Consider the following 25,015-nt stretch of genomic DNA (forward strand, 5'->3'; position numbering starts at 1 on the left):
CCCTGCCAAGCGCGGCGGCCTCTGACCGCAGAGGCGTCCGTCCGCCTCTGGTGCAGCACCCGCGACCCGGCACTACTCCGTGCAGACGTCGTAGCGGGGCGCGAGTGCTGCGGTCCAGGGCCTGAGCCGGCGGTGCCGCTACTTGGGCATGACGCGATGGATGCGGTGAGCGATGCCGTCGATGGTCGCTGCGGCCATCAGTTCCATGAGGGACAGTTCGCAACCGAAGGTCTGCTCCAGGGCCACTTTCAGCTCGGCGCCCATCAGCGAGTCCAGTCCAAGGTCGACCAGGTTGGCGGAAGGGTCCACGCGGTCCGGGGTGGTTTGCAGGATGTGCGCGGTGGCTTCGACGAGTGTCCCGGTGATCAGTTCGAGGCGAGCCTGGTCACCTTCGGCGGCCTTGAGACGCTGGCGCAGGTCATGGGCCTGGGCACGTTGTACCCGGCTGCCCTGGTGGCCCAGTTGGGCGGAGAACCTGGGCACGGTGAGCGCCGGGAGCAGGTGCGTGAGGCGTTCCCAGTCCATGACGCCGACGGCTGCATGACCCTCGGAACGGCTCAGATGCCGGTCGAGTGCGGTCAGGGCCATGGCCGGAGTGATCAGCCCGATGCCGGAACGGGTGATGGTTTCGGTCATGTTCGTCCGCGCGACGTATCCGGTCTCGGAGATGCCGCCCCAGGCCAGTGAGAGACCCGGTCGTCCCCGGTCGCGCCGTGAGCGCATCAGCGCTTCCATGTACAGGTTGGCGGCCGCGTAGGGCGCCTGGTGCTGGTTGCCGACCAGAGCGGCGACGGAGGAGTAGGTGACGAAGAAGTCGAGGTCACGGTCCTCGGTGAGCGCGTGAAGCACCTCGGAGCCGCGCACCTTGGGCGCTAGGACGGCGGCGAAGCGCTTGGCGGTGAGGTCGGTCAGCGGGGCGTCGTCCAGGTGCATGGCGGCGTGCACGATGCCGCGCACCGGACGGCCGTGCCGGTCCGCTTCCGTGATGACCGCCCGGACGGCCTCGCGCTCGGTGATGTCCGCCGCGTGCACCTGGGTGGTCACGCCGGCGCGTTCGAGGTCGGCGAGCAGGCCCGCGGCTTCCGGAGCCTTGGCGCCGCGGCGGGAGACGAGGGCCAGGTGGCGGGCGCCCCGGGCGGCCAGGTGGCGGGCGGTCGTCGCGCCCAGCCCGCTCAGCCCGCCGGTCACCAGGTAGGTCGCGTCGGCGTCGAGGTGCGGCACGGGACGCGGGTCTTCGACGGGGATGGGCAGGCTGTCGGTGAAGGAGACGACGACCTTGCCCAGGTGGCGGGAGTGGCGCAGTGCGCTGAAGGCGTCGCGGATGCGGGATGCCGGGTAGCTCTGGTGGGGCAGGGGCCGGTAGGTGCCGTCGGTGACGCGGTCTGTGAGCGTGCGAAAGGCGGCCGCGGCCTGTGCGGGGGCGTCCGCGATGAGCCGGGTGATGTCGACGCCGAAGTAGGCCAGGTTGTCCCGGAAGGGGCGGAGGAGCAGCGGGGAGTTGGCGTAGATGTCGCGCTTGCCCAGCTCGATGAACCGGCCGCCGGGCTTCAGGCATTCGAGGCTGCGCGCGATGGCTTCGCCGGCCAGGGAGTTCAGGACGACGTCGACGCCCTGACCGTTGGTCAGTTCGCGGATCCGGTGGCCGAAGGAGAGGTCGCGGGAGTTGCAGACCGCGTCGGCGCCCAGGGCATGCAGCAGGTCGCGCTTGGCCGGGGTGCCCGCGGTGGCGATCAGGCGGGCGCCGACGTTGCGGGCGTACATCAGGGCGGCCAGACCGATGCCGCCGGCGCCGCCGTGCACCAGCACCGTGTCACCGGCCCGCAGACGGGCGAGCGTTTCCAGGCTGTGCTGGACGGTGAGGTGGACGGCGGGCAGGGTCGCCGCCTGCTCGAAGGTCATGTGGTCGGGGATCCGGCCGGCCTGTTGGGTGCGTACGCGCACGTGGGAGGCGAAGGCGCCGTGGGCGAAGGCGAACACGCGGTCGCCCACCGACCAGTCGGTGACGTCCGGTCCGACGGCGGTGATGACGCCGGCGCACTCCAGGCCGAGGAGTGGTCCGGTGGGAGTGGCCGGTTCGGCGCCGGGTGGCAGCATGCCTTCGGCGAGCATCACGTCGCGGTAGTTGAGTGCGGCGGCCTTGACGCCCACGACCACCTCGCCCGCGCCGGGGCGTTCCGCCGGGTGCGGCGCCCAGGTCAGCTGGTGGCCCCGGCCGGGACGGCTCAGCTTCAGCCGGTAGGCGTCGTGGGGACCTGCCTGACGGGTGGCGGTCGGCAGGGCTCGCACGCGAGGGGTGAAGCGCCCTTGGGCCTCCAGTACCACTTCGTCGTCCTCACCCGGTTCGAGGAGTTCGGCGAGGAGTCGTGCGGCGTCGGATGTGTGATCGCGGCAAGGGGAGAGGCTGATTCGGCGTACGGTCACGGTGGGGTGCTCGTTGGCGACAACCCGGCCGATGCCCCATACCGCCGCGGCCCATGGGCTGGCGCCGGTGTCTGCGGGAACGGGGTGTAGACCGGTCGGCGGGGTGACCAGCCACAGCTCGGGGTCGGCCTGGCCCGCTGCGGCGACCGTGGCTGCCGCGGCTTTCATGGCACCAGCGGCCTTGGTGATGACGTCGGCGTCGTCTTGCTGTTGGTCGGGGCCGAGGAGCAACACGATGCGTGGCGACGCCTGGTCGGTGAGCGACTCGGGCCACCTGTCCGTTGTGCCGGGCACGGAGGCGAGGGTGGCATCGGCTCCGGCGGCTGTGAGGGCCGTGGTCAAGGCGGTGCCCAGGGGCCTGCCGGCGGCGTCGGTGACGATCGTCCAGGGCTCGCCGGTCCGGAGAGCCGGCGCGTCGGTGGCCGGTGGTTCGTTGTGCGCGCGGGCTGCCGGTGAGGTGTGCCTGCGGGCGAGGAGCAGGCAGTAGTCCTCCGCGGTTTCGGTTTGGCCGCTTCCGGTGTCGACGATTTCGTCGAAACCGCACTCGGAGAGCAGAGGTGCCCATGCGGCTCGTGGCAGCAGGGGACTGGTGCGTAGCTGCTCGTCGGTGAAGGACCAGTACTCGGGCAGGAGTCCGAAGCAGGGGCCGAGGATTTCCTCGTCGTGGCTCTCCACTGCCAGCAGCTGTCCGCCGGTGTCGAGCAACTGGGCGAGGCGTGTGCAGGTGGCGCGCAGGTCCGTGGTGGCGTGCAGCACGTTCGCGGCCACGATCAGGTCGAAGGAGCCGGGCTGGAAGCCTTGTTCGTCCAAGTCGCTGTTGAGGTCGAGCGTGCGGAAGTCCAGGAAGTCGTAGTCAGCGAACCGGGCCTGTGCGCGGGGGAAGAAGGCCGCCGTGATGTCGGTGAAGGTGTAACGGGTCAGGTGCCTCGGGAGCACGGGGAGCAGTGCTGTGGTCAGGCCGCCGGTGCCGGCGCCGACCTCCAGGATGCGCAGGGGACGGTCGGCCGGCCAGGTGCGCAGCGCTTCCTCCAGGACGAGGCGGGCGTAATGGCTGTGAGCGCGCATCTGCGGGGTGTCGGCGTAGAAGGCTTCCACCAGGTGGCGGTCGGCCTCGTTGAACAGCACGTCGCGGGCGTCGGTGCGGCCGGTGAGGATGTCGGTCAGATGGGTGCCGCAGCGGGAGTACAGGGCGATGGCGGTGATCCACTGGGGGAAGCGCTCCGCGCACTGTCGCAGGTGTGCTTCCGGGGCGGGTTCCGCTCCGGTGAGGTGCCAGCTGTCCTCTCCGGTGGCCTGGGCGGGCAGGTGCTCCAGGAGGCCGGCCCGGGTCGCGAGCCCGGCCAGCAGGCGCGCGTAGGGGGCGTAGTGCGGTCGCAGTCCCGCTTCCAGCAGGTCGCGCAGCCGGAAGTGGTCCTTGCCCGGTAGGAGAGCGCCGAAGGCGGCGGCTGCGTAGTGCCCGGCCGTGGTCTTCACCATGGGTGCGAAGCGGCGGTAGTCGTCGGCCTGCTCCTCCTCGAAGGCGGCCCGAGCAGGGGCCGTGGCGGCCACTGTGCGCGCCGGGTCGGGCAAAGGCGCGGGAGTCGTGACCTGGGACCGGCCCGAGCGGGGCGCGTACCGCAGCACGGTCGCCAGTTCCTGCACCTCGTCCCGGGTGGAAACGGCGTGCAGGCGGCAGCCCGACAGTTGGACGGCGATGGTGCCGTCCTCTTGGGTCACGGTCACGTCGACGACGGCGTCCACCCCCGTGAGGTGGCGCAGTGTCACGTGGATCAGGCCGTCTGCCGGGGGACGCCGCCATACGCGGGCGGACCCGATCGCGGTGGGCAGGAACATGCGGCCGCCGGCGACCTGGGCGAGGAGCGGGGCGGCTGCTTGGAGCGCGCCGTCGCAGATCACCGGGTGCGCCTCGAAGTCGGCGCCGTCCGATGTGGGCAGCGCCGGCAGGCGGTAGGTCGCGGTGGCCTCCGTGTCGGACACGTTCAGGCCGGTCAGGACCTGGAACGCCGGGCCGTACGACAGGCCCGCCCGGGCGGCGTGCTGGTAGTGCACGGCGGCCTCGACCACTGTGCCGTCGCCTCGTTGACCGAGCGGCGCCGGAGCGGGGACGGTGAGACGGCGGACGCGGCCTCGGGCGTGCGGTGTCCACTGCGCGGCGGCATCGGTGCGGGAAGCGATGAGCACGATGCCGTCCTCGACGGACAGCGACGTCTGGATCGACATCGAGGCCGGGTCGTCGGAGCGCGGCAGCGTCATGGGCCTGAGCACATCGAGGTCGGTGACCTCACACCGTGTGCCCAGTCCGGCGCGGCCCGCCGCCAGCGCGGCCTCCAGGTAGGCGGTCGCCGGCATGACGACGTTCGTCCCGACCTGGTGGTCGGCCAGCCAGGGCACCCGGGTGCGGGTGAGCTGCTGGTGCCAGGTGGGCTCTGCGACAGCCGCCCGGCGGCCCAGCAGGGGATGCACCAGGGTTTTGTCCTGGGGGACGGTGACCCACCAGTCGGGCGTTCCGCTCCAGTGCCGCTCGCGCTGCCACGGGTACCCGGGCAGGGACACGACCTTGCCGGGCCGGGGGAAGCACTGTGCGCTGGTGGGGGCTCCGGCGGCGATGATTGCGGCGGTGGCGCGGCGCAGTGCAGTGGGGCCGTGGGTGTCGCGGCGCAGTGTGGTGTGCGCACCGACGTGGCCGGGCAGCAGCCGCTTCAGGTAGGTGGACAGGACGGGGTGGGGGCCGACTTCGACGAAGTGGGTGCAGTTCTCGCCGGCCAGTGCCCGTACGGCGTCGGAGAACAGCACGGGTTCCCGCACGTTCTGCCACCAGTAGTCCGCGTCGAGCCGTTGCCCCGTCAGGAGCGTGCCCGTCACCGTGGAGGCGAACATCAAGCGGCCCTGGCGCGGGCGCAGAGTGCGCAGGTGGTCCGCGACTTCCTCGCGCACGGGCTCCATGTGCCGTGAGTGGAAGGCGTAGTCGAGGTCCAGGACGCGGAAGAACACATCGCGAGCCGTGAGCTGCCGGCCCAGTTCCGCCAGCGTGACGGCGTCTCCTGCGATGGTGACGTCACCGGGACTGTTGACCCCGGCGATCTCGAGGCGTCCGTGGAAGGCCGCCAGCTCCTTGGTGGCTTCCTCGCGGCTCAGGCCGACCGCGGCCATACGGCCACTGCCGGCCGTCGCCGCCTGCGCACGGCTGCGCACCGCCACGACACGGCACGCCTGCTCCAGATCGAGACAGCCGGCGACGTACGCCGCGGCGATCTCCCCGATGCTGTGGCCGACGACCGCGTCCGGCTCGATGCCCCGTGCCGACAAAAGCCGGACGAGCCCCACCTGCACGGCGAACAGCAACGGCTGAGCGATTTCGGTGTGCTCCAGATCCGGTGAACCGGCCGCGAGCCGTTGACGCACCGACCAGCTCAGATGAGGCCGCAGGCACGCGTCGACCTCGTCGATGGCGGAGGCGAAGACCGGCTCGTCCAGCAGGTCGGCACCCATGCCGGCCCACTGCGACCCGTTGCCGTCGAAGACAAACGCCACCCGGCCGGGGGCGGCTCGTACGGAGTCGGCGGCCGCTTCGGGCTGATCGCCTCCCGCGAGTTGCAGCAGGGCCTCGGCCGCCTGTGACGCATTCTCGGCCCAGACGCAGGCGGTGTGCTCATGGCGGGTGCGGCGCTGCGTCGAGGTGTAGGCGACGTCGTAGAGGTCATCGTCAGCGAACTGGAGGTGCTCCGCCATCCGCTGGCTCGCCTGCGCCAGTGCGGCCGGCGTCCGGGCGGACACCACCACCGGCACTGCGCGTGGCCTGGGCTTCGGCCCGACATCGTCAGAGGGACAGGCGGCCACGACGAGGTGGGCGTTGGCGCCGCCAAAACCGAACGAGTTCACCCCGGCCACGACCGCGCCGGGCCCGTCGAGCTGTTCCAGCCGCGTGACCGGCCGCACGTTCAGCTCGTCGAAGGGGATGGCGGGGTTGAGTTGTCCGGCGTGCAGGGTCGGTGGAATCCGGCGGTGCTTGAGGACCAGCAGGGCCTTGAACAACCCCGACATGCCGGCGGCGGCTTCCGAATGACCGAGGTTGCTCTTCACCGACCCGATCGGAAGGGGGCCCCGGTTGCGGCCGACGCCCAGAGCCCGGCCGATCGCCTCGACCTCCAGGGGGTCCCCCGCCGGGGTGCCGGTACCGTGTGCCTCCAGGTAGGCGACGTCGTCGGGCACCAGCCCGGCCCTCTCGTACACCTGGCGCAACAGCGCCTCCTGCGCGGCGCTGCTGGGGAGCGCCAGGCCGGGAGTACGGCCGTCGTTATTCACGCCGCTGGAAACGATCACCGCGTGGACGCGGTCTCCGTCGGCGCGGGCGTCGGCCAGCCGCTTGAGCAGGACCAGTCCGCCGCCTTCCGCGCGGGTGAAGCCATCGGCCTGTGCGGAGAAGGGGCGGCAACGTCCCGTCAGCGACAGCATGGAGGCGTTGCAGAAGCCGGAGAAGATATGAGGGTTGAGGAGGACGGTGACACCGCCCGCGACGGCGACGCGAGCGTGCCCGCCCCGCAGGTGTTCGCATGCCTGGTGCACGGCGGTCAGGGCGGAGGAACAGGCGGTGTCGACCGTCACGCTCTGCCCGTGCCAGTCGAAGTAGTGCGACAACCGGTTCGCGACGATGGCGCCAGCCATCCCCGACATGGTGTAGGCGTTCCCCGACTCCGGTGAGGCCGACTGCAGTTCGCCGTAGTCACGGCTTGAGCAGCCGATGAACACCGCCGTGTCCGAGCCTTCCAGTGCCGCGGCGTCGGCACCGGCGTCGTCCAGTGCTTCCACGGTCATCTCCAGCAGCAACCGCTGCTGCGGGTCCATCTGGGCCGCTTCCCTCGGCGAGATGCCGGTGAAGAAGGAGGTGTCGAATCCGGACACGTCGTCGAGGAATCCACCCGCCGCGGTGTACGACTGGCCCGGACGGCGGCTGGAGTCGACAAAGTCCGCGACCGGAAAGCGGTCCGGGGGTACCTCGGTCACCAGGTCGGCGCCGGTTGCCAGGGCCGCCCACAGGTCGTCCAGATGATGAATCCCGCCGGGCAGCCGACAGGCGGAACCCACTACGGCAATGGCGTCCTCGGACAGCATGGACGTACGCAGAGACAACGGTGCTCCAGGCAGAGACGGAGAGGTGGCGAGTCGGAGCGCTTACGTGTGGGGGCAAGCCTCCAGAGCCGGTGGGAGGGCGGTGGGTCAGGAGGCACTCATGGCCGGGCTGCCGGCCGGGCGGGTTTCGAACCCGAGCGCCCGCTTGAGGAACGGCGCCCCGAGTGGGGCGGGCTCGGGCAGGCCGGGGGTGGCGGTCAGGGTACGGGTGCGGTCGAAGGTGTGCTGAAGGCGGCAGTAGCTGAGGAACCCGGTGAGATGCGTGGCGATGAACTGCTCGGCCGGTGTGGCGTCATCGAAGCGCTCCGCACACTCCAGCCGAAGACCGGGGTAGTGGTCCTCGAAGGCGCTGAGCAGGTCTGCCAGCCGTGTGGGCGTGTGATGCACGATGTGGTAGGTGTGCACCGCAGCACGCTCATGAGGTGTGTCGTGTCCGATGCGGACCATCGCTTCCGTCGCGTAGTCACTCGGCACGATGTTGAACGTTGCGGAGGAAGACGCCTCCAGCCTCAGCCGGACTTGTGCACCGGAGGAACGTTCAGCAACGGCCGGGATACCGGGGGCCCCGCCGCTGGCAACAGCCTCGATCATGCGCCCCAGCAGCGCCAGAGGGTGCCCGGCCGCAGTCTCCGGCAGCGGTCGGTCACTGGCGACGACGCCGGGCCGCAGCACCACCGCCGGACGGCCACGATCAGCACTCCAACCGCGGACCAGTTGCTCCGCCTCGTACTTGGAGGCGTCGTAATGCGTCACGAAACCATGAGCGTCGGTGAGGTCGTCTTCGCGCACCACACCGGCGGGCCGGTCCCCGGCAACCGCCATCGTGCTCACGTGCACCAGGCGGCAGCCTGGCCGGGTCCGGTCGACGAAGGCGAGCACCTGGGCCGTACCGTGGGCATTCACCCGAAAGAGCCGGTCCCGCTCACCCGCCAGCGCGATGTCACCCGCACAGTGCCATACGGCATCGACCTGATCCGCCAGCCGTGTGTGCATCCCGGGCGACAACCCCAACCACGGCAGCGTCACATCACCCGTGACGCATTGCAGCCGCCGCAGCGCATCGGCGCCCATATCGCCGTGCACGCTGACCGCGGCCACGACCCGTCGCCGCAGGGCGACAAGGTCACCCCGGCCCAACGCGATCACACGCTGGTCCCGCGTCGTCAGCAGGGCATGGGCGATACGCGAACCTACGAACCCGGTGGCACCCGTAATCAAAACGGTCACAGCGTCAGCATGGACGAATGCGTAAGAAAGATCAAAACGCAGAGTAATCATCCAAAAATACTGCCCAATTGGCATCGCATTGCTATCTGTCTCCGTTCACGTGAGTTACAGCTTCAGCGTTCGGCCGTGTGCGGTGCCTTGTCTGTTCAGGATGCCCGGTGCAGGGCGCGGGAGAGACGTTCGGTGAGGCCGTCGATGCTGCGCGCGGCTATGGGTTCCATGAAGGTCAGGTCGTACCCGAGCACCCGGTGCAAGACGTCCCACCTGCTCCTGCGCGAAGAACAGCTCCTCGGACGCTCCGCCGAACCCCCGGGCCACGTGGCCACACGGCTGACCGTGCTCCGCGCCGACAGTACAACCCTGGACCAGCAGACCGTCTACGGCCCGCGGGCCCCCGCATGGGACGGACCCGCCGTACTGGGCCGCCACCGCGCGACAGGCCAACTCCTCCTCGTCACCCCCGACCTCGACCCGCCACCGGCACCCCTGCTCCTCGGCGACCCACTACGAGGGCACTGCTGTGCTGTCGCCCCTCGCCGACGACGTTGCGCTCCTCGCCACCGCCGTCGCGCCAACCCTCGCCGGACTCCGTCAGCTCCTCGATGAGGCCCGCACCCATGCCGATGGCACCAGGCGGCCCGCGTCCCAGTGAGCGAACACATCACCGGTCCAGCGGAGGCTTCCTTTCAGCGCGGTCCGTGGGAGTGCGGGCAGGCCGGACCGTGACACTCGTTCGATGCTCCGAGCGATGCTCGATGAAAGGCGACCGTAAGGCGGGCCGGACGGCTGTCCGCCACGGCCGGTCACGAGTGGGCCGGGAGTCAACTCATCATCAGCCTGCTTCGGCCAGGTTGGGCATTGGTTCGGGCGAAAAGCCATCCGGTTGTGGTCGGACGTACCGGTGCGCCGGGATCGATGGCACGGTTGCGCAGTGCCGTCCCGGGCGGGGGTCTGACTCGTGAGATCTATGACCGAAGTGTCCAGTCACGGACCTGTCGACTGCCGTTGCGGGATGCTGCCTGCCACCGAGCCACAGGGCGTGTCCCGATAGGGGTCTTGCCGAGTTCAGGCGCCATCACGGTTCAGACCGCCCCAGCAGGCCGGTGCCATTCACCCTAGCCAGCACGTCAGCATGTGGGAGGCGAACCATCGTGACGACCCAACAGCGCAGCACCTCATCGAGCACGGATCCGCCCGTTCGGCGCGAGATCGTCCTGGGCGTGGACACGCACGGCGAGGTGCATGTCGCCGCCGTGATCTCCCCGCTGGGGAAGGTTCTGGGAACCGAGTCCTTCCCGGCGACGGCGGCCGGCTACCGGCAGATGCTTGTGTGGGCCCGTAAGCGGGGGACGGTGCGTCGAGCGGGGGTAGAGGGTACCGGCACGTTCGGCGCGGGCCTGTCCCGCTACCTGCTGGCCCAGCAGGTTCAGGTCTTCGAAGTGAATCGGCCCGACCGGTCAGCCCGCCGACTGCTCGGGAAGTCGGACCCGCTCGACGCTCAGGCCGCTGCTCGAGCTGTGCTCAGTGGCCGCGCCCGGGCCCGGGCCAAGTCCGGCGACGGACCGGTGCACAGCGCCCGGATCTTCAAGCTCGCCAAGGACTCCGCGGTCAAGGCCCGTACCCAGGCGATCAACCAGCTCAAAGCCGTCCTGGTCATCGCCGATTCCGCACTGCGGGAACGGCTGTCCAGCCTGGGCAACCGCGAGCTGTTCCGCACCTGCGCACGCCTCGGGCCAGGCGACGGCGAGAAGGGCGAGAACGTGGTGGTCCAGGCCACCCATATGACTCTGAGAATGCTCGCGGAGCGGATTGAACAGCTCACCGGGCAGATCAATGAGCTGAACCAATGCCTGACCCAGCTCGTCGAACACCATGCCCCACAGCTGCTCGTGCCGGTGGGCATCGGCCCGGACAGCGCAGTCACCTTGCTGATCACTATGGGAGACAACCCCGAGCGGCTGAACACTGAGGCGTCCTTTGCTGCGCTTTGCGGAGTCAGCCCCGTCGAGTATTCGTCGGGCCGTCGGAGCACGCGCCGGCTCAACTGCGGCGGCGACCGGCAGGCGAACGCCGCCCTGCACCGCATCGTGTTCACCCGCCTGCGCCACGACCCGCGCACCCAGGCGTACTACGAACGCCGCACCCAGGAGGGCAAGACCCGGCGTGAGATCATCCGATGCCTCAAGCGATATGCCGCCCGAGAGGTCTTCAACCTGGTCAGGACAGTATCTACCGATCCCGCGTTATAGGGGCGTCCGTGAGACGTGAGAGGGTCTGGGGCGTGAGTGAGACACCCCCGAACACCCTGCAATACCGCTTTGACGGGCCAGAAGACGCTCCGGTCCTGATCTTGGGTCCCTCACTGGGTACCACATGGCACATGTGGGACCGCCAGGTGCCGGAGCTGACCAGGCAGTGGCGGGTCCTGCGGTTCGACCTGCCCGGGCACGGCGGTGCCCCGGCCCGCCCGGCCGGGTCCGTCGCCGAGCTGGCCGGCCGGCTGCTGGCCATGCTGGACTCGCTCGGCGTGCAGCGGTTCGGCTACGCGGGCTGTGCGCTCGGCGGTGCCCTCGGCATCGAGCTGGCCCTGCGCCACCCCGAGCGGCTCACCTCGCTGGCGCTGGTCGCGGCCTCGCCCCGGTTCGGCACCGCCGACGAGTTCCGCCAGCGCGGGGTGATCGTCCGTACCAACGGGCTCGACCCGATCGCCCGCACCTCGCCCGAGCGCTGGTTCACCGGCTCCTTCGCCACGGCCCAGCCGGCGATCACCGAGTGGGCGGTGCAGATGGTCCGCACCACCGACCCGGGCTGCTACATCGCCGCGTGCGAGGCGCTCGCCGCGTTCGACGTGCGGACCGAGCTGGGCCGGGTCGGCGTGCCGACGCTCGTGCTCGTCGGCTCCGACGACCAGGTCACCGGGCCCGCCGAGGCCCGCACCCTGGTCGCCGGCATTCCGGACGCCCGGCTCGCGGTCGTCCCCGGCGCCTCCCACCTGGTCCCGGTCGAGCAGCCGGCGGCCGTCACCGACCTGCTGGTGCACCACTTCTCCACCGCCTGGCAGCAGCCGTACGACACCGGCCAGACGGTCCTGCCGGCGGCCCTGGCCGTCCCGCTCCCGGCCGTGCCGCCGCAGGCCGCGCCGGTCGCCGCGATAGCCCCGGCCGCCGTGCCGGCGCGGCCGGCCGCGCAGACCGACCGGTACGGGACCGGGCTCAAGATCCGCCGGGAGGTGCTCGGCGACGCGCACGTGGACCGGGCGCTGGCCGACGCCGACGGTTTCTCCGGGGAGTTCGAGGAGTTCATCACCCGTTACGCCTGGGGTGAGATCTGGGACCGGCCGGGTCTGGACCGCCGTACCCGCAGCTGCGTCACGCTGACCGCGCTGGTCGCGGGCGGCCATCTGGAGGAGCTGGCCGTCCACACGCGGGCCGCCCTGCGCAACGGGCTCACCCCGGACGAGATCAAGGAGGTGCTGCTGCAGGCGGCCGTGTACTGCGGGGTGCCGGCCGCGCACAGCGCGCTCCGGGTGGCCCGGCAGGTCGTCCAGGAGGAGACCACGCCCGCCGAGTGAGCCGTGCCGCCTCGCGCACGGCGGGCCGCCGTTTCGGCAGGATGGTGTGTCATGAAGCTCACGAAGAAGTCCCACGCCTGTGTCCGCCTCGACAAGGGCGGTCAGACGCTCGTCATCGACCCCGGCGGGTTCAGCGAGGAGGACGCCGCGCTCGGTGCCGACGCCATCCTGATCACGCACGAGCACCCGGACCACTTCGACGAGTTCCGGCTCCGGGCCGCCATGGAGAACAACCCCGCGGCCCGGATCTGGACGCTGAAGTCCGTCGCCGAACGGATCACGGCGGCCTTCCCGGGCCGGGTGCACACCGTCGGCCACGGCGACACCTTCACCGCGGCCGGCTTCGAGGTGCAGGTCCACGGCGAACTGCACGCAGTGATCCACCCGGACATCCCGCGGATCACCAACGTCGGCTATCTGATCGACGGCGGCAGGGTCTTCCACCCCGGCGACGCCCTCACCGTCCCCAGCCACCCGGTGGAGACGCTGATGCTGCCGGTGATGGCCCCCTGGAACAAGATCTCCGAGGTCATCGACTACGTCCGCGAGGTGCGGCCGCAGCGCGCCTACGATGTCCACGACGCCCTGCTGACGGACCTGGCCCGGCCGATCTACGACCGCCAGATCGGCGCCCTGGGCGGCACGGACCACCAGCGGCTGACCCCGGGGGCGTCGGCGGAGGTCTGAGTCCGTTGTCAGTGGCTCCGGGTAGGTTGTCAGGCATGCGCATCGCTACCTGGAACGTGAACTCGATCACCGCCCGCCTCCCGAGGCTGCTGGCCTGGCTGGAGAGCAGCGGCACCGACGTGCTGTGCCTGCAGGAGGCCAAGGTCGCCGAGGAGCAGTTCCCGTCCGACCAGCTGCGCGAGCTGGGCTACGAGTCGGCGGTCCACGCCACCGGCCGGTGGAACGGAGTGGCGGTGCTCTCCCGGGTCGGCATCGAGGACGTCGTCAAGGGCCTGCCCGGCGACCCCGGTTTCGAGGGCGTGACCGAGCCGCGCGCCATCTCGGCGACCTGCGGCCCGGTCCGCGTCTGGTCGGTGTACGTGCCGAACGGCCGCGAGGTGGAGCACCCGCACTACGCCTACAAGCTCCAGTGGTTCGAGGCCCTGAAGGCGGCCGTGTACGGCGACGCGCAGGGCAGCCGCCCCTTCGCCGTCATGGGCGACTACAACGTGGCACCGACGGACGACGACGTCTACGATCCGGCCGCCTTCGAGGGCTCCACCCATGTCACCCCCGCCGAGCGCGCCGCCCTCGCCGCCCTGCGCGAGGCCGGTCTGAACGACGTGGTGCCGCGCCCGCTGAAGTACGACCACCCGTTCACGTACTGGGACTACCGCCAGCTCTGCTTCCCGAAGAACCGCGGCATGCGCATCGACCTGGTGTACGGCAACGCACCGTTCGCCAAGGCCGTCAAGGACTCCTACGTCGACCGCGAGGAGCGCAAGGGCAAGGGTGCCTCCGATCACGCTCCGGTGGTGGTCGACCTCGACGTCTGATGCCACGCTGGGTCCATGAACCTTCCGTTCCTGGGCCACCGGCACAAGAAGAGCGGAGAGACGGCGCCGCCCGCCGACCCGGAGGCGGTCGCCGCGCTGCTCTCCGAGTGCGAACTGCTCCGCTCGCAGGCGGCCCGGGCCGGCGTCCGCCTCGACGACACCCCGGCCTCCCTGGAGGCCCTGGACCAGCTGGTCCCGCGCTGGCGCGACGACGCCGAGTTCCTGCCCCGGCTGGGCAACGACGCGGGACTGTATCTGGGCACGGTCGTGGTGCGTACCGTGCCCGGCGCCGCCTGGCTCATCCGTCCCGACGGCGAGCCCGTCGTACGGCTGGCCTCGGGCCGTGAGGTCGAGGTGACCGGCGCCGGGCAGGACTGGGCCGCGAGCGGCGTGCCCGAGCTGTCCCAGCTGTACGCGGAGATCGCCGAGACCTGAGCCCGCGTCCCCCTCCATCTCCTTTTCGGTACCGGCCGGTTGACGCACACCTGGTGGATGCCCCGTTGTGCGGGGAGGAGTTCCTCCCCGCCGGGCAGCTCATCGCCGCCGATCTCGACTAAGATGTGCCGTTCTGCATGCTGCGAGACCCCAGGGGGCGGCAGTTCACACGGGCCAGGCTCGTCCGGCGGCAGCCGGAGATCACTGCTCGCCGAGCGGGACGGACACGTACGACGGGTCGTCCGAGGGCGAGGAGAAGGTCAGCTGCGCGCCGGACGGGTTGTGCTCGATGTACAGCGGGTCGACCGTGTCGACCACCATCGCGAGGCGGTGCCCGGCGGGTACGTCGTACGCCGTGGAGAACAGGTCCAGGTCGACGTCGAACGGCTCGCCGGGTGTCCGCGCGTGCCAGGTGTACGGCGCGTTCGTGACGAGCTTGCCGATGCCGAGCGGCCCCACGTCGTACAGGTAGGCGACGAGAGTGCCGCTCTCCGCGCTGGGCGTGAGCGTGGTGTGCAGGCCGGCGGTGCCGCGCACCTTCTGGGTGCTGCCGTACCGCTCCGACTGCCACACGGCCGCCCAGCGGCGCGGCAGCAGCGGGATCGCGGCCATGGGCGGCAGCTGGGCGACCTGGTCGAGGATGCTGGAGAGGAAGACGATCCCGCCGTCCGCGCCGGAGTCGACGTTGGCGTGGATCGTGGTGGAGCCCGCGAGCGCGAACTTCCTCCGTGTCGCCTCGACCGACTTCCAGTCCGGGTAGCCCTCGTATCCCCCCGCGCTACGGGACTTCAGCTGGACCGGCTGCTCACGGTCGATGCCGTTGTCGGCGCCTTTCAGATAGTGGTCGAACCAGCGCTCGGTGTCCGTCCAGACGTCGTTGGGCAGCCCGAACAGGCCCGTCAGCTCGGCGGTCGCGTGATCGCCGGGCCGCAGTTCGAGCCGCTTGGGCACGGTCAGCTTCTGATAGAAGTCGGCGAACTGGTTGGCCGGGAAGACCGTGTCGCCCCAGGCGTTGGCGAGCATGACGGCCGCGCCGTTCCTGTTCAGCTGGTCGACATAGGTCGCGGCGGAACGTTTCCGCCCCCAGTCGATCATCTCCTGTTCCTTCGACAGGTTCGAGGAGTACAAGTTGTCGAAGATCTGCCGCAGTTCGGGGCTCTCGCGGCCGGTGAGGGTGGCCGACCCGTCCAGCACGCCCAGCGCCTGGACGTGCTGGGTGCGGCCCGAGTAGATCGAGTTCACCAGGTCCGCCCAGCCGCTGAGCGCGGCCACGGCCTTGATGCGCTTGTCGTGCGCGGCGGCGAGCAGGCTGATCCCGGCGCCGTACGACACCCCGGCCATGCCGATGTGCCGGGGGTCGGCGGGGGTGTTGGTGAGGGCCCAGTCGATGACCTTGGAGGCGTCCGCGATGTCGGGCGGACCGGCCACTTCTATCTGGCCGCCGGACTGCCAGAATCCGCGCACGTTGTAGGTGAGCACCACGTAGCCGGCGTCGGCGAGCTTCTGAGCCTGCGCCAGGTACTCCACCTGCGGCAGGCTCCAGCTCGTGGGCAGCACGATGAGGGGGTGGCTGTGCGAGCCGTCGGCGCCCGCGGGTGTGACGACGTTCGCCTTCAGTACGGTGCCGCCGTCGCCGGTGATGTCGACGAACCGGACGCCCGGGGTGGCGGCCTGGGCGGCGGGCGCGAGGCCGACGACGCTGCCGGCGACGAGCGCAGCCGAGACGGTTCCTGCGGCGGCGGTGCGCAGAGCGGTGCGACCATGCCCGTCCGTCGCCCGCCACCGCCCTGTTCGACGGCGCTTCGCGCCGACCCCCTGAATCATGGGTCACTCCTTCAACTGTTGCAGTGCAAAGTGACCCGACGGTAACCGGACGTCCTTACCGCAAGTAACCCGTCGGTAAGTTACGTGCCAGTAAAGTTTGTTGAACCGCTAAGCGGCCGTGTCGGCCGAGGTCGGCTCGGGCAGGGGAGTGCGCGCCGCCCGCGTCACGTCCGCGACCAGCTCCACCACATCCGGGCCGTACGCCTGGGAGTTGACCACCTTCAGCAGCAGCACGAAGGAGCCGGTGCCGTACTTGCGGGCCAGCCGCTCGTGGTGGCGGGCGAGATAGCGGGTGGCGGCCTGGTTGGTGATGGCTCGCTGGCCGCAGAAGAGGAACACCGGGCGGGCGTCCCGGCCCATGGTGAGCCGGGCGAGCAGCACGTACTCGCTCTGGCCCTTCCCGAGCCGGTAGCTCTCGCCGCCGATCTGGAAGGCGCCGCGGTCCGGGCCGGGTTCGGCGTCCGTGTTCACCCGCACACCCGGCAGCAGCGAGGACAGATGGGCGGCCATCCGGCGGTTGGAGGCGGGACCGCCGAGGCAGAACTCGGTGCGCTCGCCGAAGCCCTGCTGTGCCGCGTCGTGCGCGACGACCCGGGCGTGCGCACGGCAGTCCTTGATCAGGGCCGAGAGTTCCAGCAGCGCGAACACATCCTGCCGTGTCACCGTCAGTTCCGGACCGCCCGCGTCACGGTTGACCACCAGCAGGGTCTCGGAGTTGTCCGGCAGCCCGAAGAACGCCTGCTTGCGGCGCAGTTTGCGGCGCCACAGATGCGTACGGGCGAGCCAGCCCAGCGAGGCCGATATCGCGGTCGCCACCAGGCCCAGGACGATGTTGCGGACGTCGTCGTTCATGGCCGCGCATGCTATGCGCTGCACTGTGAGTGCCGCTATGCGCAGTGGATCGTGTGCAGCGCCGTCGTGGCTGGTCGCGCCCACGCGGCGGTAGCCGCATTATCAAACACTGCCGCGCGCCCCCTTGGGGCGCTAGGCTGGACGTTCGCTACGGGAGGTGCGGATGAGGCGTCCTGGCACGCGGAAACTTGCGGTTCTGGCGGTCTCGGCCGCGCTGGTGTCGGTGGGAGCGGCGGCGCCGCCCGCCGCGACGAAGAGCGAAAGCCCTGCGAAGGTTCCCGTGGCCGTCGGCTACGGCGGAGCGGTCTCCAGCGTCGACGCGGACGCCTCCGCCGCCGGCATCGAGGTGCTCAGACACGGCGGCAACGCGGTCGACGCGGCCGTCGCCACCGCCGCCGCGCTCGGCGTCACCGAGCCCTACTCGGCCGGCATCGGTGGCGGCGGCTACTTCGTCTACTACGACGCCAAGTCCCGCACGGTGCACACCGTCGACGGCCGCGAGACGGCACCGCTCAGCGCCGACTCCGACCTGTTCCTGGAGAACGGCAAGCCCCTGTCCTTCGCCGACGCCGTCAGCAGCGGCCTGAGCGTCGGCACCCCCGGCACACCCGCGACCTGGCAGACCGCGCTGGACGAGTGGGGCAGCGAGCGGCTCGGCACCGTTCTGAAGCCGGCCGAGCGGATCGCCCGTGAGGGCTTCACGGTGGACGACACCTTCCGCTCGCAGACCGCGTCCAACGAAACCCGGTTCCGCTACTTCCCGGACACCGCGAAGCTGTTCCTGCCGAACGGACAGCTGCCGGTCGTCGGTTCCACGCTCAAGAACCCCGAACTGGCCCGCACCTACGAGGAGCTGGGCCGCGAGGGCGTCGGCGCCGTCTACCGCGGGGACATCGGCGACGACATCGTCAAGACGGTCGAACACCCGCCCGTGGACCCCGCCTCCGGCTGGAACGCCCGCCCCGGCAAGCTGGAGGAGAAGGACCTCGCCGTCTACCGGGCCAAGCTGCAGGCACCCACCAGGACGTCGTACCGCGGCCTGAACGTGTACTCCATCGCCCCCTCCTCCTCGGGCGGCACCACGGTCGGCGAAGCCCTCAACATCCTGGAGAACACCGACCTGTCCAAGGCGAGCGAGGCGCAGTACCTGCACCACTTCATCGAGGCGAGCCGCATCGCCTTCGCCGACCGCGGGCGCTGGGTCGGCGACCCCGCCTTCGAGGACGTGCCGACGAAAGAGCTGCTGTCGCAGCGGTACGCCGACTCGCGCGCCTGCCTGATCAAGGACGACGCGGTCCTCACCAGCCCGCTCGCCCCCGGCGACCCGCGCCACCCGGCGGCCTGCGGCCAGGGCGGTACGGCGGCCCCGACGACGTACGAGGGTGAGAACACCACGCATCTGACCGTGGCCGACAAGTGGGGCAACGTCGTCTCCTACACGCTCACCATCGAGCAGACCGGCGGCAGCGCCATGACCGTGCCCGGCCGGGGCTTCCTGCTCAACAACGAGCTGACCGACTTCTCCTTCGCCCCGGCCAACCCGGCCGTGCACGACCCGAACCTGCCGGGCCCGGGCAAGCGGCCGCGCTCCTCGATCTCCCCGACGATCGTGCTGGACAGCAGCAACCGGCCCGTGGTGGCGCTCGGTTCGCCCGGCGGCGCGACCATCATCACCACCGTGCTGCAGACCCTCACCGGGTTCCTCGACCGGCATCTGCCGCTGGTCGACGCCATCGCCGCACCGCGGGCCAGCCAGCGCAACGCGGCCAAGACCGAACTCGAACCCGCCCTCTACAACAGTGACCTGAGGAAACAGCTGGAGGCCATCGGGCACTCCTTCTCGCTCAACCCCGAGATCGGCGCGGCGACCGGTGTGCAACGGCTGCCGGGCGGCAAGTGGCTCGCCGCCGCCGAGAAGGTACGGCGCGGCGGCGGCTCGGCGATGGTCGTGGACCCGGCGCCGTAGCGTGTCGCGGGCCTGTACGGCCTACAACTCCGGTGCGGGCGGCTGGGTTCCCTGGGCGCGGAAGTCCAGCCGCCCGTCCGTGACATCCACCGTCACCCGGCTGCCCTCGGAGATCGTGCCGTTCAGCAGCAGCCGGGACAGCTGGTTGTCCACCTCGCGCTGGATGGTGCGGCGCAGCGGCCGGGCGCCGTACTCCGGCTGGTAGCCGCGCTCGGCGATCCAGTCGACGGCCGCGTCCGTGAACGTGACAGAGACGCCCTGCCCGTCCAGCAGCCGCCGGGTGCTCTCCAGCAACAGGTCGGTGATCTGCCGCAGTTGCTCGCCGGACAGCTGCTTGAAGACCACGATCTCGTCGATGCGGTTGAGGAACTCCGGCCGGAAGTGCTCGCGCAGCGGCCGCAGGATCTGCTCGCGGCGCGCCTCCTCGTCCGCGTCCGCGCCGCCCGGCCCGAACCCGATCCCGGCACCGCGCCGGATGATCGCCTCGGAGCCGAGGTTGCTGGTCATCACGATCACCGTGTTGGTGAAGTCCACCGTGCGGCCCTGGGAGTCGGTCAGCCGGCCGTCGTCCAGGACCTGCAGCAGGATGTTGAAGACGTCCGGGTGCGCCTTCTCCACCTCGTCCAGCAGGAGCAGCGAGTACGGGTGCCGGCGCACCACCTCGGTGAGCTGACCGGCCTCCTCGTGGCCGACGTACCCGGGCGGGGCGCCGACCAGCCGCGAGACGGTGTGCCGCTCCTGGTACTCGCTCATGTCGAGTCGCACCATGCGGTCCTCGCTGCCGAACAGTGCCTCGGCGAGCGCCCGGGCCAGTTCGGTCTTGCCGACGCCGGTCGGACCGAGGAACAGGAAGCTGCCGATCGGCCGGTTGGGGCTCGAGAGCCCCGCACGGGAGCGCAGCACGGCCTCCGAGACCACCGCGACCGCCTCCTGCTGGCCGACCACCCGCTCGTGCAGGTGTTCCTCCAGGCCGAGCAGCCGCTCCTTCTCCTCCTGGGTGAGCCGGCTGATCGGGATGCCGGTCTGCCGGGACACCACCTCGGCGATGGCCTCCGCCGTCACCTCCAGGTCCAGCCCCTCGTCGGCCTTGTCGTCGTCGCTCGCCTCGGCGATGCGCTGCTTCAGCTCTCCGATCCGGTCGCGCAGCTCCTTGGCCTTGTCGTAGTCCTCGTCCGCGACCGCCTGGTCCTTGTCGCGGACCAGCTGGTCCACCTCGCGCTCCAGCGCGCGCACGTCCGCGCCCTTCGTCCGGGCACCCAGCCGGACCCGCGCGCCCGCCTGGTCGATCAGGTCGATCGCCTTGTCCGGCAGCCTCCGGTCGGTGAGATACCGGTCCGACAGCTCCACTGCGGCGACCAGCGCCTCGTCCGTGTACCGGATCTGGTGGTGGGCCTCGTACCGGTCGCGCAGCCCGCGCAGGATCTCGATGGTGTCCGAGGTCGTGGGCTCGGGCACCAGGATCGGCTGGAACCGCCGGGCCAGCGCCGCGTCCTTCTCGATCCGCCGGAACTCCTCCAGGGTGGTCGCGCCCACGATGTGCAGCTCGCCCCGGGCCAGTGCGGGCTTGAGGATGTTGCCCGCGTCCATCGAGCCGCCCTCGCCGCCGGAGCCCGCGCCGACGACGGTGTGCAGCTCGTCGATGAACACGATCAGCTGGTCGGAGTGGGCGCGGATCTCCTCCACGATGTTGTTCAGGCGCTCCTCGAAGTCGCCCCGGTAGCGGGTGCCGGCGACGACGCCGGTCAGGTCCAGGGCCACGACCCGGCGGCCCGCCAGGACGTCCGGCACGTCCGAGTCGGCGATGCGCTCGGCGAGTCCTTCGACGATGGCCGTCTTGCCGACACCCGCGTCGCCGATCAGCACCGGGTTGTTCTTGCCGCGCCGGGACAGCACCTCGATGGTCTGCTCGATCTCGGACTCCCGGCCGATGACCGGGTCGATCCGGCCCTGCCGGGCCAGGTCGGTGAGGTCACGGCCGTACTTGTCCAGGGTCGGCGTGCCGGTGGCGCGCTGCCGCTCCACACGGACCGGGGTGCCGCCCTCCGGCGCCTCCGGCGGCAGGGAGCCGGACGAGAACCGGGCCGCGTTCAGGATGTGGCCGGCCGCCGAGTCCGGGTTGGCCGCCAGCGCGCTCAGCACATGCTCCGGGCCGATGTACCCGGCGCCGCTCGCCCGCGCCAAGTCGTGCGCGTCCAGCAGGGCGCGCTTGACGGCCGGGGTGAGCGACAGCGAGGTCGGCGGCGGCGCCTCGCCGGGCTGGTGCTGGGCCGGGCCGGCCCGGTCGTCGATCTCCGAGGCGAGCGAGTCCGGGTCCGCGCCCGCCCGGCTCAGCAGGCTCCGGGTGGGCTCGGCCGCCACGGCGGCGCGCAGCAGGTGCTGGGTGTCCAGGTCCCGGCTGCCGTGCTCGGCGGCGTACAGGGCGGCCCCTCTGACCAGCTCGCGGGCCGGCTGGCTGAGCAGGCGGCCGATGTCGATGTGGCGAGGTGCGCCGCCGGCTCCGCCGGTTCCGCCGAAGAAGCGGGCCAGGAATTCACCGAAGGGGTCAGGAGGGTAGCCGTTGGTCATGGCGATGCGCTTCCTTCGCTGACGACTGGCTCCGCCGGGTAACCGGGTGGGGGCTGTTCATGCCCACGATGACACGAACCGGTGAGGTGGGCATGTTCGCCTGCGGGGGAGGGGCTCGCTGTCCGTCCGGCGGACGTGGGCTGTCTGCGGTCGCTCGCGCCCACGCGGCGGAGCCGCACATCGAGCCCCGCGCCCCGTCAGGGCGCTTCCCGCGCCGTGAGGATCCGGGGGCCCGAGTCCGTGATGGCCACCGTGTGCTCCACGTGGGCGGCGCGGGAGCCGTCGGACGTGCGGAGCGTCCAGCCGTCGGCCGCCTCGTGGTAGGCGTCCTTGCCGCTCGCGATCAGCATGGGCTCGATGGCGAGGACCATGCCGGGGCGCAGCGGAAGCCCCCGCCCCGGGCGCCCCTCGTTCGGGACGTCGGGGTCCTCGTGCATACGGCGGCCCACGCCATGGCCGCCGAAGCCGTGCGGGATGCCGTAACCGGCCGTACGGCAGACCCGGCCGACGGCGTGGGCGATGTCGCCGATGCGGTGGCCGGCGACGGCCGCCTCGATGCCCGCCGCCAGCGCCCGCTCGGCCGTCTCGATCAGGCGGAGGTCCGCCGGGCGCGCGCGGCCCACCGTGAAACTGATCGCCGAGTCGCCGGCCCAGCCGTCCAGGACGGCGCCGCAGTCGATCGACACGAGGTCGCCGTCGCGGAGCCGGTACGGGGTGGGGATGCCGTGCACGATCGCGTCGTTCACGGACGCGCAGATCACGGCGGGGAAGGGGGTGGGGGCGAAGGAGGGGCGGTAGCCGAGGAACGGCGACGACGCGCCGGCCTCGCGCAGCACCTCCCGCGCCACCTCGTCCAGCTCCAGCAGGGAGACGCCGACGTCCGCGGCGTGTCGTACGGCCGTCAGGGCTCGCCCGACGACCTGGCCGGCCGCGTGCATCGCGTCGATCGATGTGTCCGTCTTCAGCTCCACCATGCCAATTACTATACCGGTATTTTAATGGGGGCTGTGTCCGGGCCGGTATTAGAATGGGTGCATGGTGCGCACCCCTCTCACCCCCGAAGAGCGTGAACGCGGCGAGCGGCTCGGGAAGTTGCTGCGCGAGGCGCGCGGCGGCCGGAGCATGACCGAGGTCGCGGCGCGGGCGGGCGTGTCCGCCGAGACGCTCCGCAAGATCGAGACGGGCCGGGCGCCCACACCCGCGTTCTTCACCGTGGCCGCGCTGGCCGGGGTCCTCGGGCTGTCGATGGACGAGCTGGTCACGCGGTGCGTCCTCGTGCCCGTGTGAGGTGCCGGGTCCGCGCAGCGGCCGGGGGCCCGCGATGAGGTGCCCGCGCTCTCCCGGAAAACTCTGTGTAGCAGCGCCGTAACACGACTCGTGTTGCCTACCCGGCGGAAGTGCCGGCGGTTGGGCGGGAGCTGAGCGATGACGGTGGATCGACTCCCCGTTGGGGTGCGGGAGTTCGCGAGCTACCTGGACGGCCTGCTGGCGCGCCTGGACCAGGGCGGCGGATGGAGCGGGGTCTTCTGGCAGCGCGACCCCGACGGCATGCGGGCCTGCCTGGACGGTCGCGAGGTGCTGCCGTGGGACGTGGTGGAGGCGCTGCTGGAGGACTTCGCCACGGCGTACGGACCCGCCGCCGCTGCCGCCGAGCGGGAACGGGCCCGCGCCCTGTACCGGGCCGCGCTGACGGCGTACGACGCCCGCCCCGGCGCGCGGGACGCACTGCTCGACCGCCTCGACGTGATGCTCCGCGAACAGCGCTACGCCGCCGAACGCCGGTCGGAACTCACCCGCCTCCTGGCCACCCCGTCCGCCGCCTACGACCCGGCGTCCCTCCGCCTCGACCTCGCCTGGGCCCAGGACGACCACGAGCGCGCCACGGCGAGGTGCGCCGAACTCCGCGCCAGACTGACCGAACTGGACCGGCGCGGCGCGCTGTCCGCGGGTACGGCGCGACGCGCCGGCGAGCCCGGGCCGTGGTGGCCCGAGGGCGGGGCCCGGGAGGACATGCCGGGGGCCTCCCGGTATGCCGATGGTGAGGGCCGGTCGGTGGAGGGGGAGTGGCGGGGGGTGCGGGGGCCTCGGTGGGCCGAGGGCGGGGGTCCGGAGGCGGCGGGACAGGTGGCGTCCGCCGGGGTGCCTGCGGCCTTCCGGGATGCCGATGGTGAGGACCGCTCGGCGGACGGAGACGGGGAAGGGGTGTGGCGGGGAGCGCGGTCCGAGGGGTTGCGCGGGGCTGAGTCCGGGCCGCCGTGGGCCGGCGAAGACGCCGGCCCGGTGGGGCAGCGGCAGCCCGCGGCGGTGCCACCGCGCTCCACGGATGCCGATCGCCCGCCCTACGTCCCGGCGCCCGCCCCGGCCCCGCCCGGTGTCCGTCCCGCGTCCACCGTTCACGCCCGCGCGCCCCACGTCCCGCTGTCCGACGCTGCCGCGCACGCGACGGAAGCGACCTCTCCCGTTCTGGACACCACTGCTTCGGCCCCGCCTCGTGTCGGGCACGCCCACACCCCGCACGCCCCCACCTTCGACGTCCCCGCGCCCACTCCCGGCGCCACCACATCGCCTCCGGAAGCCGGTTCGCCCGCTCCCGGTGCGACCACACCTGGCTGGGAGGCCACCCCACCCGCGCCCCGTACCACCACCCCGCCCCCGCCCCACACCCAAGCCGCCACCCCACCCTCCCCGCCCCCCGGAGCCGCCGCGCCCGCGACTCCTGATGCCACCGCCAAGTCCCGCAAACGTCGCCGGGGCAGTGCCCGGTTCGCCGGGATGGGGGTGGAGGGGGACGCGGCCGGTGTGGTCGGGGCGCCGCAGGTGGTCGTGCCGGAGGTGCCCGCGCGGCGTACTCCGCGTGGGGCGCGGTTCGCCGGGGTCGGGCAGGAGGGCGAGGTCGCGGTGGCCCCCGTCGAGGTGGTGGACGCCGAGGCGGGGGCGGCGGTGGCCGGGGTCGTGGAGCGGCTCGCGCGGCTCAGGGCCGAAGGGCGTAGCGGGGAGGCGCATGCGCTGCTCGTCGAGGTCGTGCAGGGCCCCGTCGCGCGGTTCCCGGCGCTCGCCGACGCGCTGCACCGCGCCGGGCTCGGCGCCGACTGGGCGACGCTGCTGTGGGAGACCGCCTCGCTGCCCGCGGAGCGCCTGGTCGCCGCCGCCGACGCGCTCACCGCAGCCGGACGGGAGGCCGACGGGCGGCAGATGCTGCGGCAGGGCGTGGACCGTCCGGCGGAACAGATCGGCACGGCCGTGCTGCGGCTGGAGGAGGAGGGGCGCCGACGGGAGGCGGAGGCGCTGCTCGACGCCTGTGTGCGGGTCCGTACGGCGGAGGAGGCCGCCCGGAGTGTCGTACCCGATCCGTCCCGGCTGGTGCCGCTGCTGCTGAACGCCGCGCAGGGCGTCTCCGACGAGCGGCACTGGGATCTCGTGCACGCCCTGCGGGTGGCTGGACACGCGACGTGACCGGCCATCCCTCACCTTGTCCCGGTATGCTCCGTTTCACCCCTTCGAGTGACGTCCTCGCTCACCCACAGG

14 protein-coding genes are annotated in these 25,015 nt (G+C 71.5%); 8 read left to right on the forward strand and 6 right to left on the reverse strand.

Going from position 1 to position 25,015, the window contains the following annotated elements:
• Positions 1–138: 138 nt before the first annotated feature.
• Positions 139–7,548 carry a type I polyketide synthase gene (locus tag SRB17_RS38090; protein ID WP_228396505.1) on the reverse strand — a complete coding sequence of 2,470 codons (7,410 nt, stop codon included), beginning with the start codon at positions 7,546–7,548 and terminating at the stop codon, positions 139–141.
• Between the two features lie 87 nt (positions 7,549–7,635).
• On the reverse strand, positions 7,636–8,826 hold the full coding sequence (locus tag SRB17_RS38095) for an SDR family oxidoreductase (RefSeq protein WP_153545701.1): 1,191 nt from the start codon (positions 8,824–8,826) through the stop codon (positions 7,636–7,638).
• Between the two features lie 1,169 nt (positions 8,827–9,995).
• Between SRB17_RS38095 and SRB17_RS38100 the strand changes: the two genes are divergently transcribed.
• The 5 genes from SRB17_RS38100 to SRB17_RS38120 are packed head-to-tail and all read left to right on the forward strand — an operon-like array spanning position 9,996 to position 14,283.
• Positions 9,996–11,024 carry an IS110 family transposase gene (locus SRB17_RS38100; protein ID WP_323377115.1) on the forward strand — a complete coding sequence of 343 codons (1,029 nt, stop codon included), beginning with the start codon at positions 9,996–9,998 and terminating at the stop codon, positions 11,022–11,024.
• A gap of 32 nt (positions 11,025–11,056) precedes the next feature.
• Positions 11,057–12,346 carry a 4-carboxymuconolactone decarboxylase gene (pcaC, locus tag SRB17_RS38105; protein ID WP_323377116.1) on the forward strand — a complete coding sequence of 430 codons (1,290 nt, stop codon included), beginning with the start codon at positions 11,057–11,059 and terminating at the stop codon, positions 12,344–12,346.
• A gap of 51 nt (positions 12,347–12,397) precedes the next feature.
• On the forward strand, positions 12,398–13,033 hold the full coding sequence (locus tag SRB17_RS38110; RefSeq protein ID WP_153545705.1) for an MBL fold metallo-hydrolase: 636 nt from the start codon (positions 12,398–12,400) through the stop codon (positions 13,031–13,033).
• A 35-nt stretch (positions 13,034–13,068) separates the two neighbouring features.
• A complete protein-coding gene (locus SRB17_RS38115) occupies positions 13,069–13,848 on the forward strand; it encodes an exodeoxyribonuclease III (RefSeq protein WP_153545707.1) in 780 nt (259 codons plus the stop codon).
• A gap of 15 nt (positions 13,849–13,863) precedes the next feature.
• Positions 13,864–14,283, forward strand: a complete 420-nt coding sequence (locus SRB17_RS38120; RefSeq protein ID WP_153545709.1) for a DUF6278 family protein — start codon at positions 13,864–13,866, stop codon at positions 14,281–14,283.
• A 201-nt stretch (positions 14,284–14,484) separates the two neighbouring features.
• On the opposite strand, the gene SRB17_RS38125 is transcribed toward SRB17_RS38120, so the two are convergent.
• Positions 14,485–16,107 (reverse strand): CocE/NonD family hydrolase, encoded by a 1,623-nt coding sequence (locus tag SRB17_RS38125; protein ID WP_153545711.1) that lies wholly within the window; start codon positions 16,105–16,107, stop codon positions 14,485–14,487.
• Positions 16,108–16,215: 108 nt separating this feature from the next.
• The gene (locus SRB17_RS38130) at positions 16,216–16,959 is read right to left on the reverse strand and encodes a hypothetical protein (RefSeq protein WP_153545713.1); all 744 of its coding nucleotides are present in this window, start codon (positions 16,957–16,959) and stop codon (positions 16,216–16,218) included.
• 163 nt (positions 16,960–17,122) lie between these two features.
• On the opposite strand from SRB17_RS38130, the gene ggt reads away from it, so the two are divergent.
• Complete coding sequence (ggt, locus tag SRB17_RS38135) at positions 17,123–18,925, forward strand: gamma-glutamyltransferase (RefSeq protein WP_153545715.1); 1,803 nt, start codon at positions 17,123–17,125, stop codon at positions 18,923–18,925.
• 21 nt (positions 18,926–18,946) lie between these two features.
• On the opposite strand, the gene SRB17_RS38140 is transcribed toward ggt, so the two are convergent.
• Both SRB17_RS38140 and map read right to left on the reverse strand, forming a co-directional pair.
• Entirely contained in the window at positions 18,947–21,490 is a 2,544-nt protein-coding gene (locus SRB17_RS38140) for an ATP-dependent Clp protease ATP-binding subunit (RefSeq protein ID WP_153545717.1), read from the reverse strand.
• Between the two features lie 197 nt (positions 21,491–21,687).
• On the reverse strand, positions 21,688–22,464 hold the full coding sequence (gene map / locus SRB17_RS38145) for a type I methionyl aminopeptidase (protein WP_153545719.1): 777 nt from the start codon (positions 22,462–22,464) through the stop codon (positions 21,688–21,690).
• A 61-nt stretch (positions 22,465–22,525) separates the two neighbouring features.
• On the opposite strand from map, the gene SRB17_RS38150 reads away from it, so the two are divergent.
• Both SRB17_RS38150 and SRB17_RS38155 read left to right on the forward strand, forming a co-directional pair.
• Positions 22,526–22,777, forward strand: coding sequence for a helix-turn-helix domain-containing protein (locus SRB17_RS38150; RefSeq protein WP_153545721.1), 252 nt, complete (start codon positions 22,526–22,528; stop codon positions 22,775–22,777).
• Positions 22,778–22,915: 138 nt separating this feature from the next.
• On the forward strand, positions 22,916–24,943 hold the full coding sequence (locus tag SRB17_RS38155) for a hypothetical protein (RefSeq protein WP_153545723.1): 2,028 nt from the start codon (positions 22,916–22,918) through the stop codon (positions 24,941–24,943).
• The last annotated feature ends 72 nt before the right edge of the window (positions 24,944–25,015 follow it).

It is taken from the genome of Streptomyces sp. RB17 (genome assembly GCF_009604455.1).
Classification (GTDB): Bacteria; Actinomycetota; Actinomycetes; order Streptomycetales; family Streptomycetaceae; genus Streptomyces.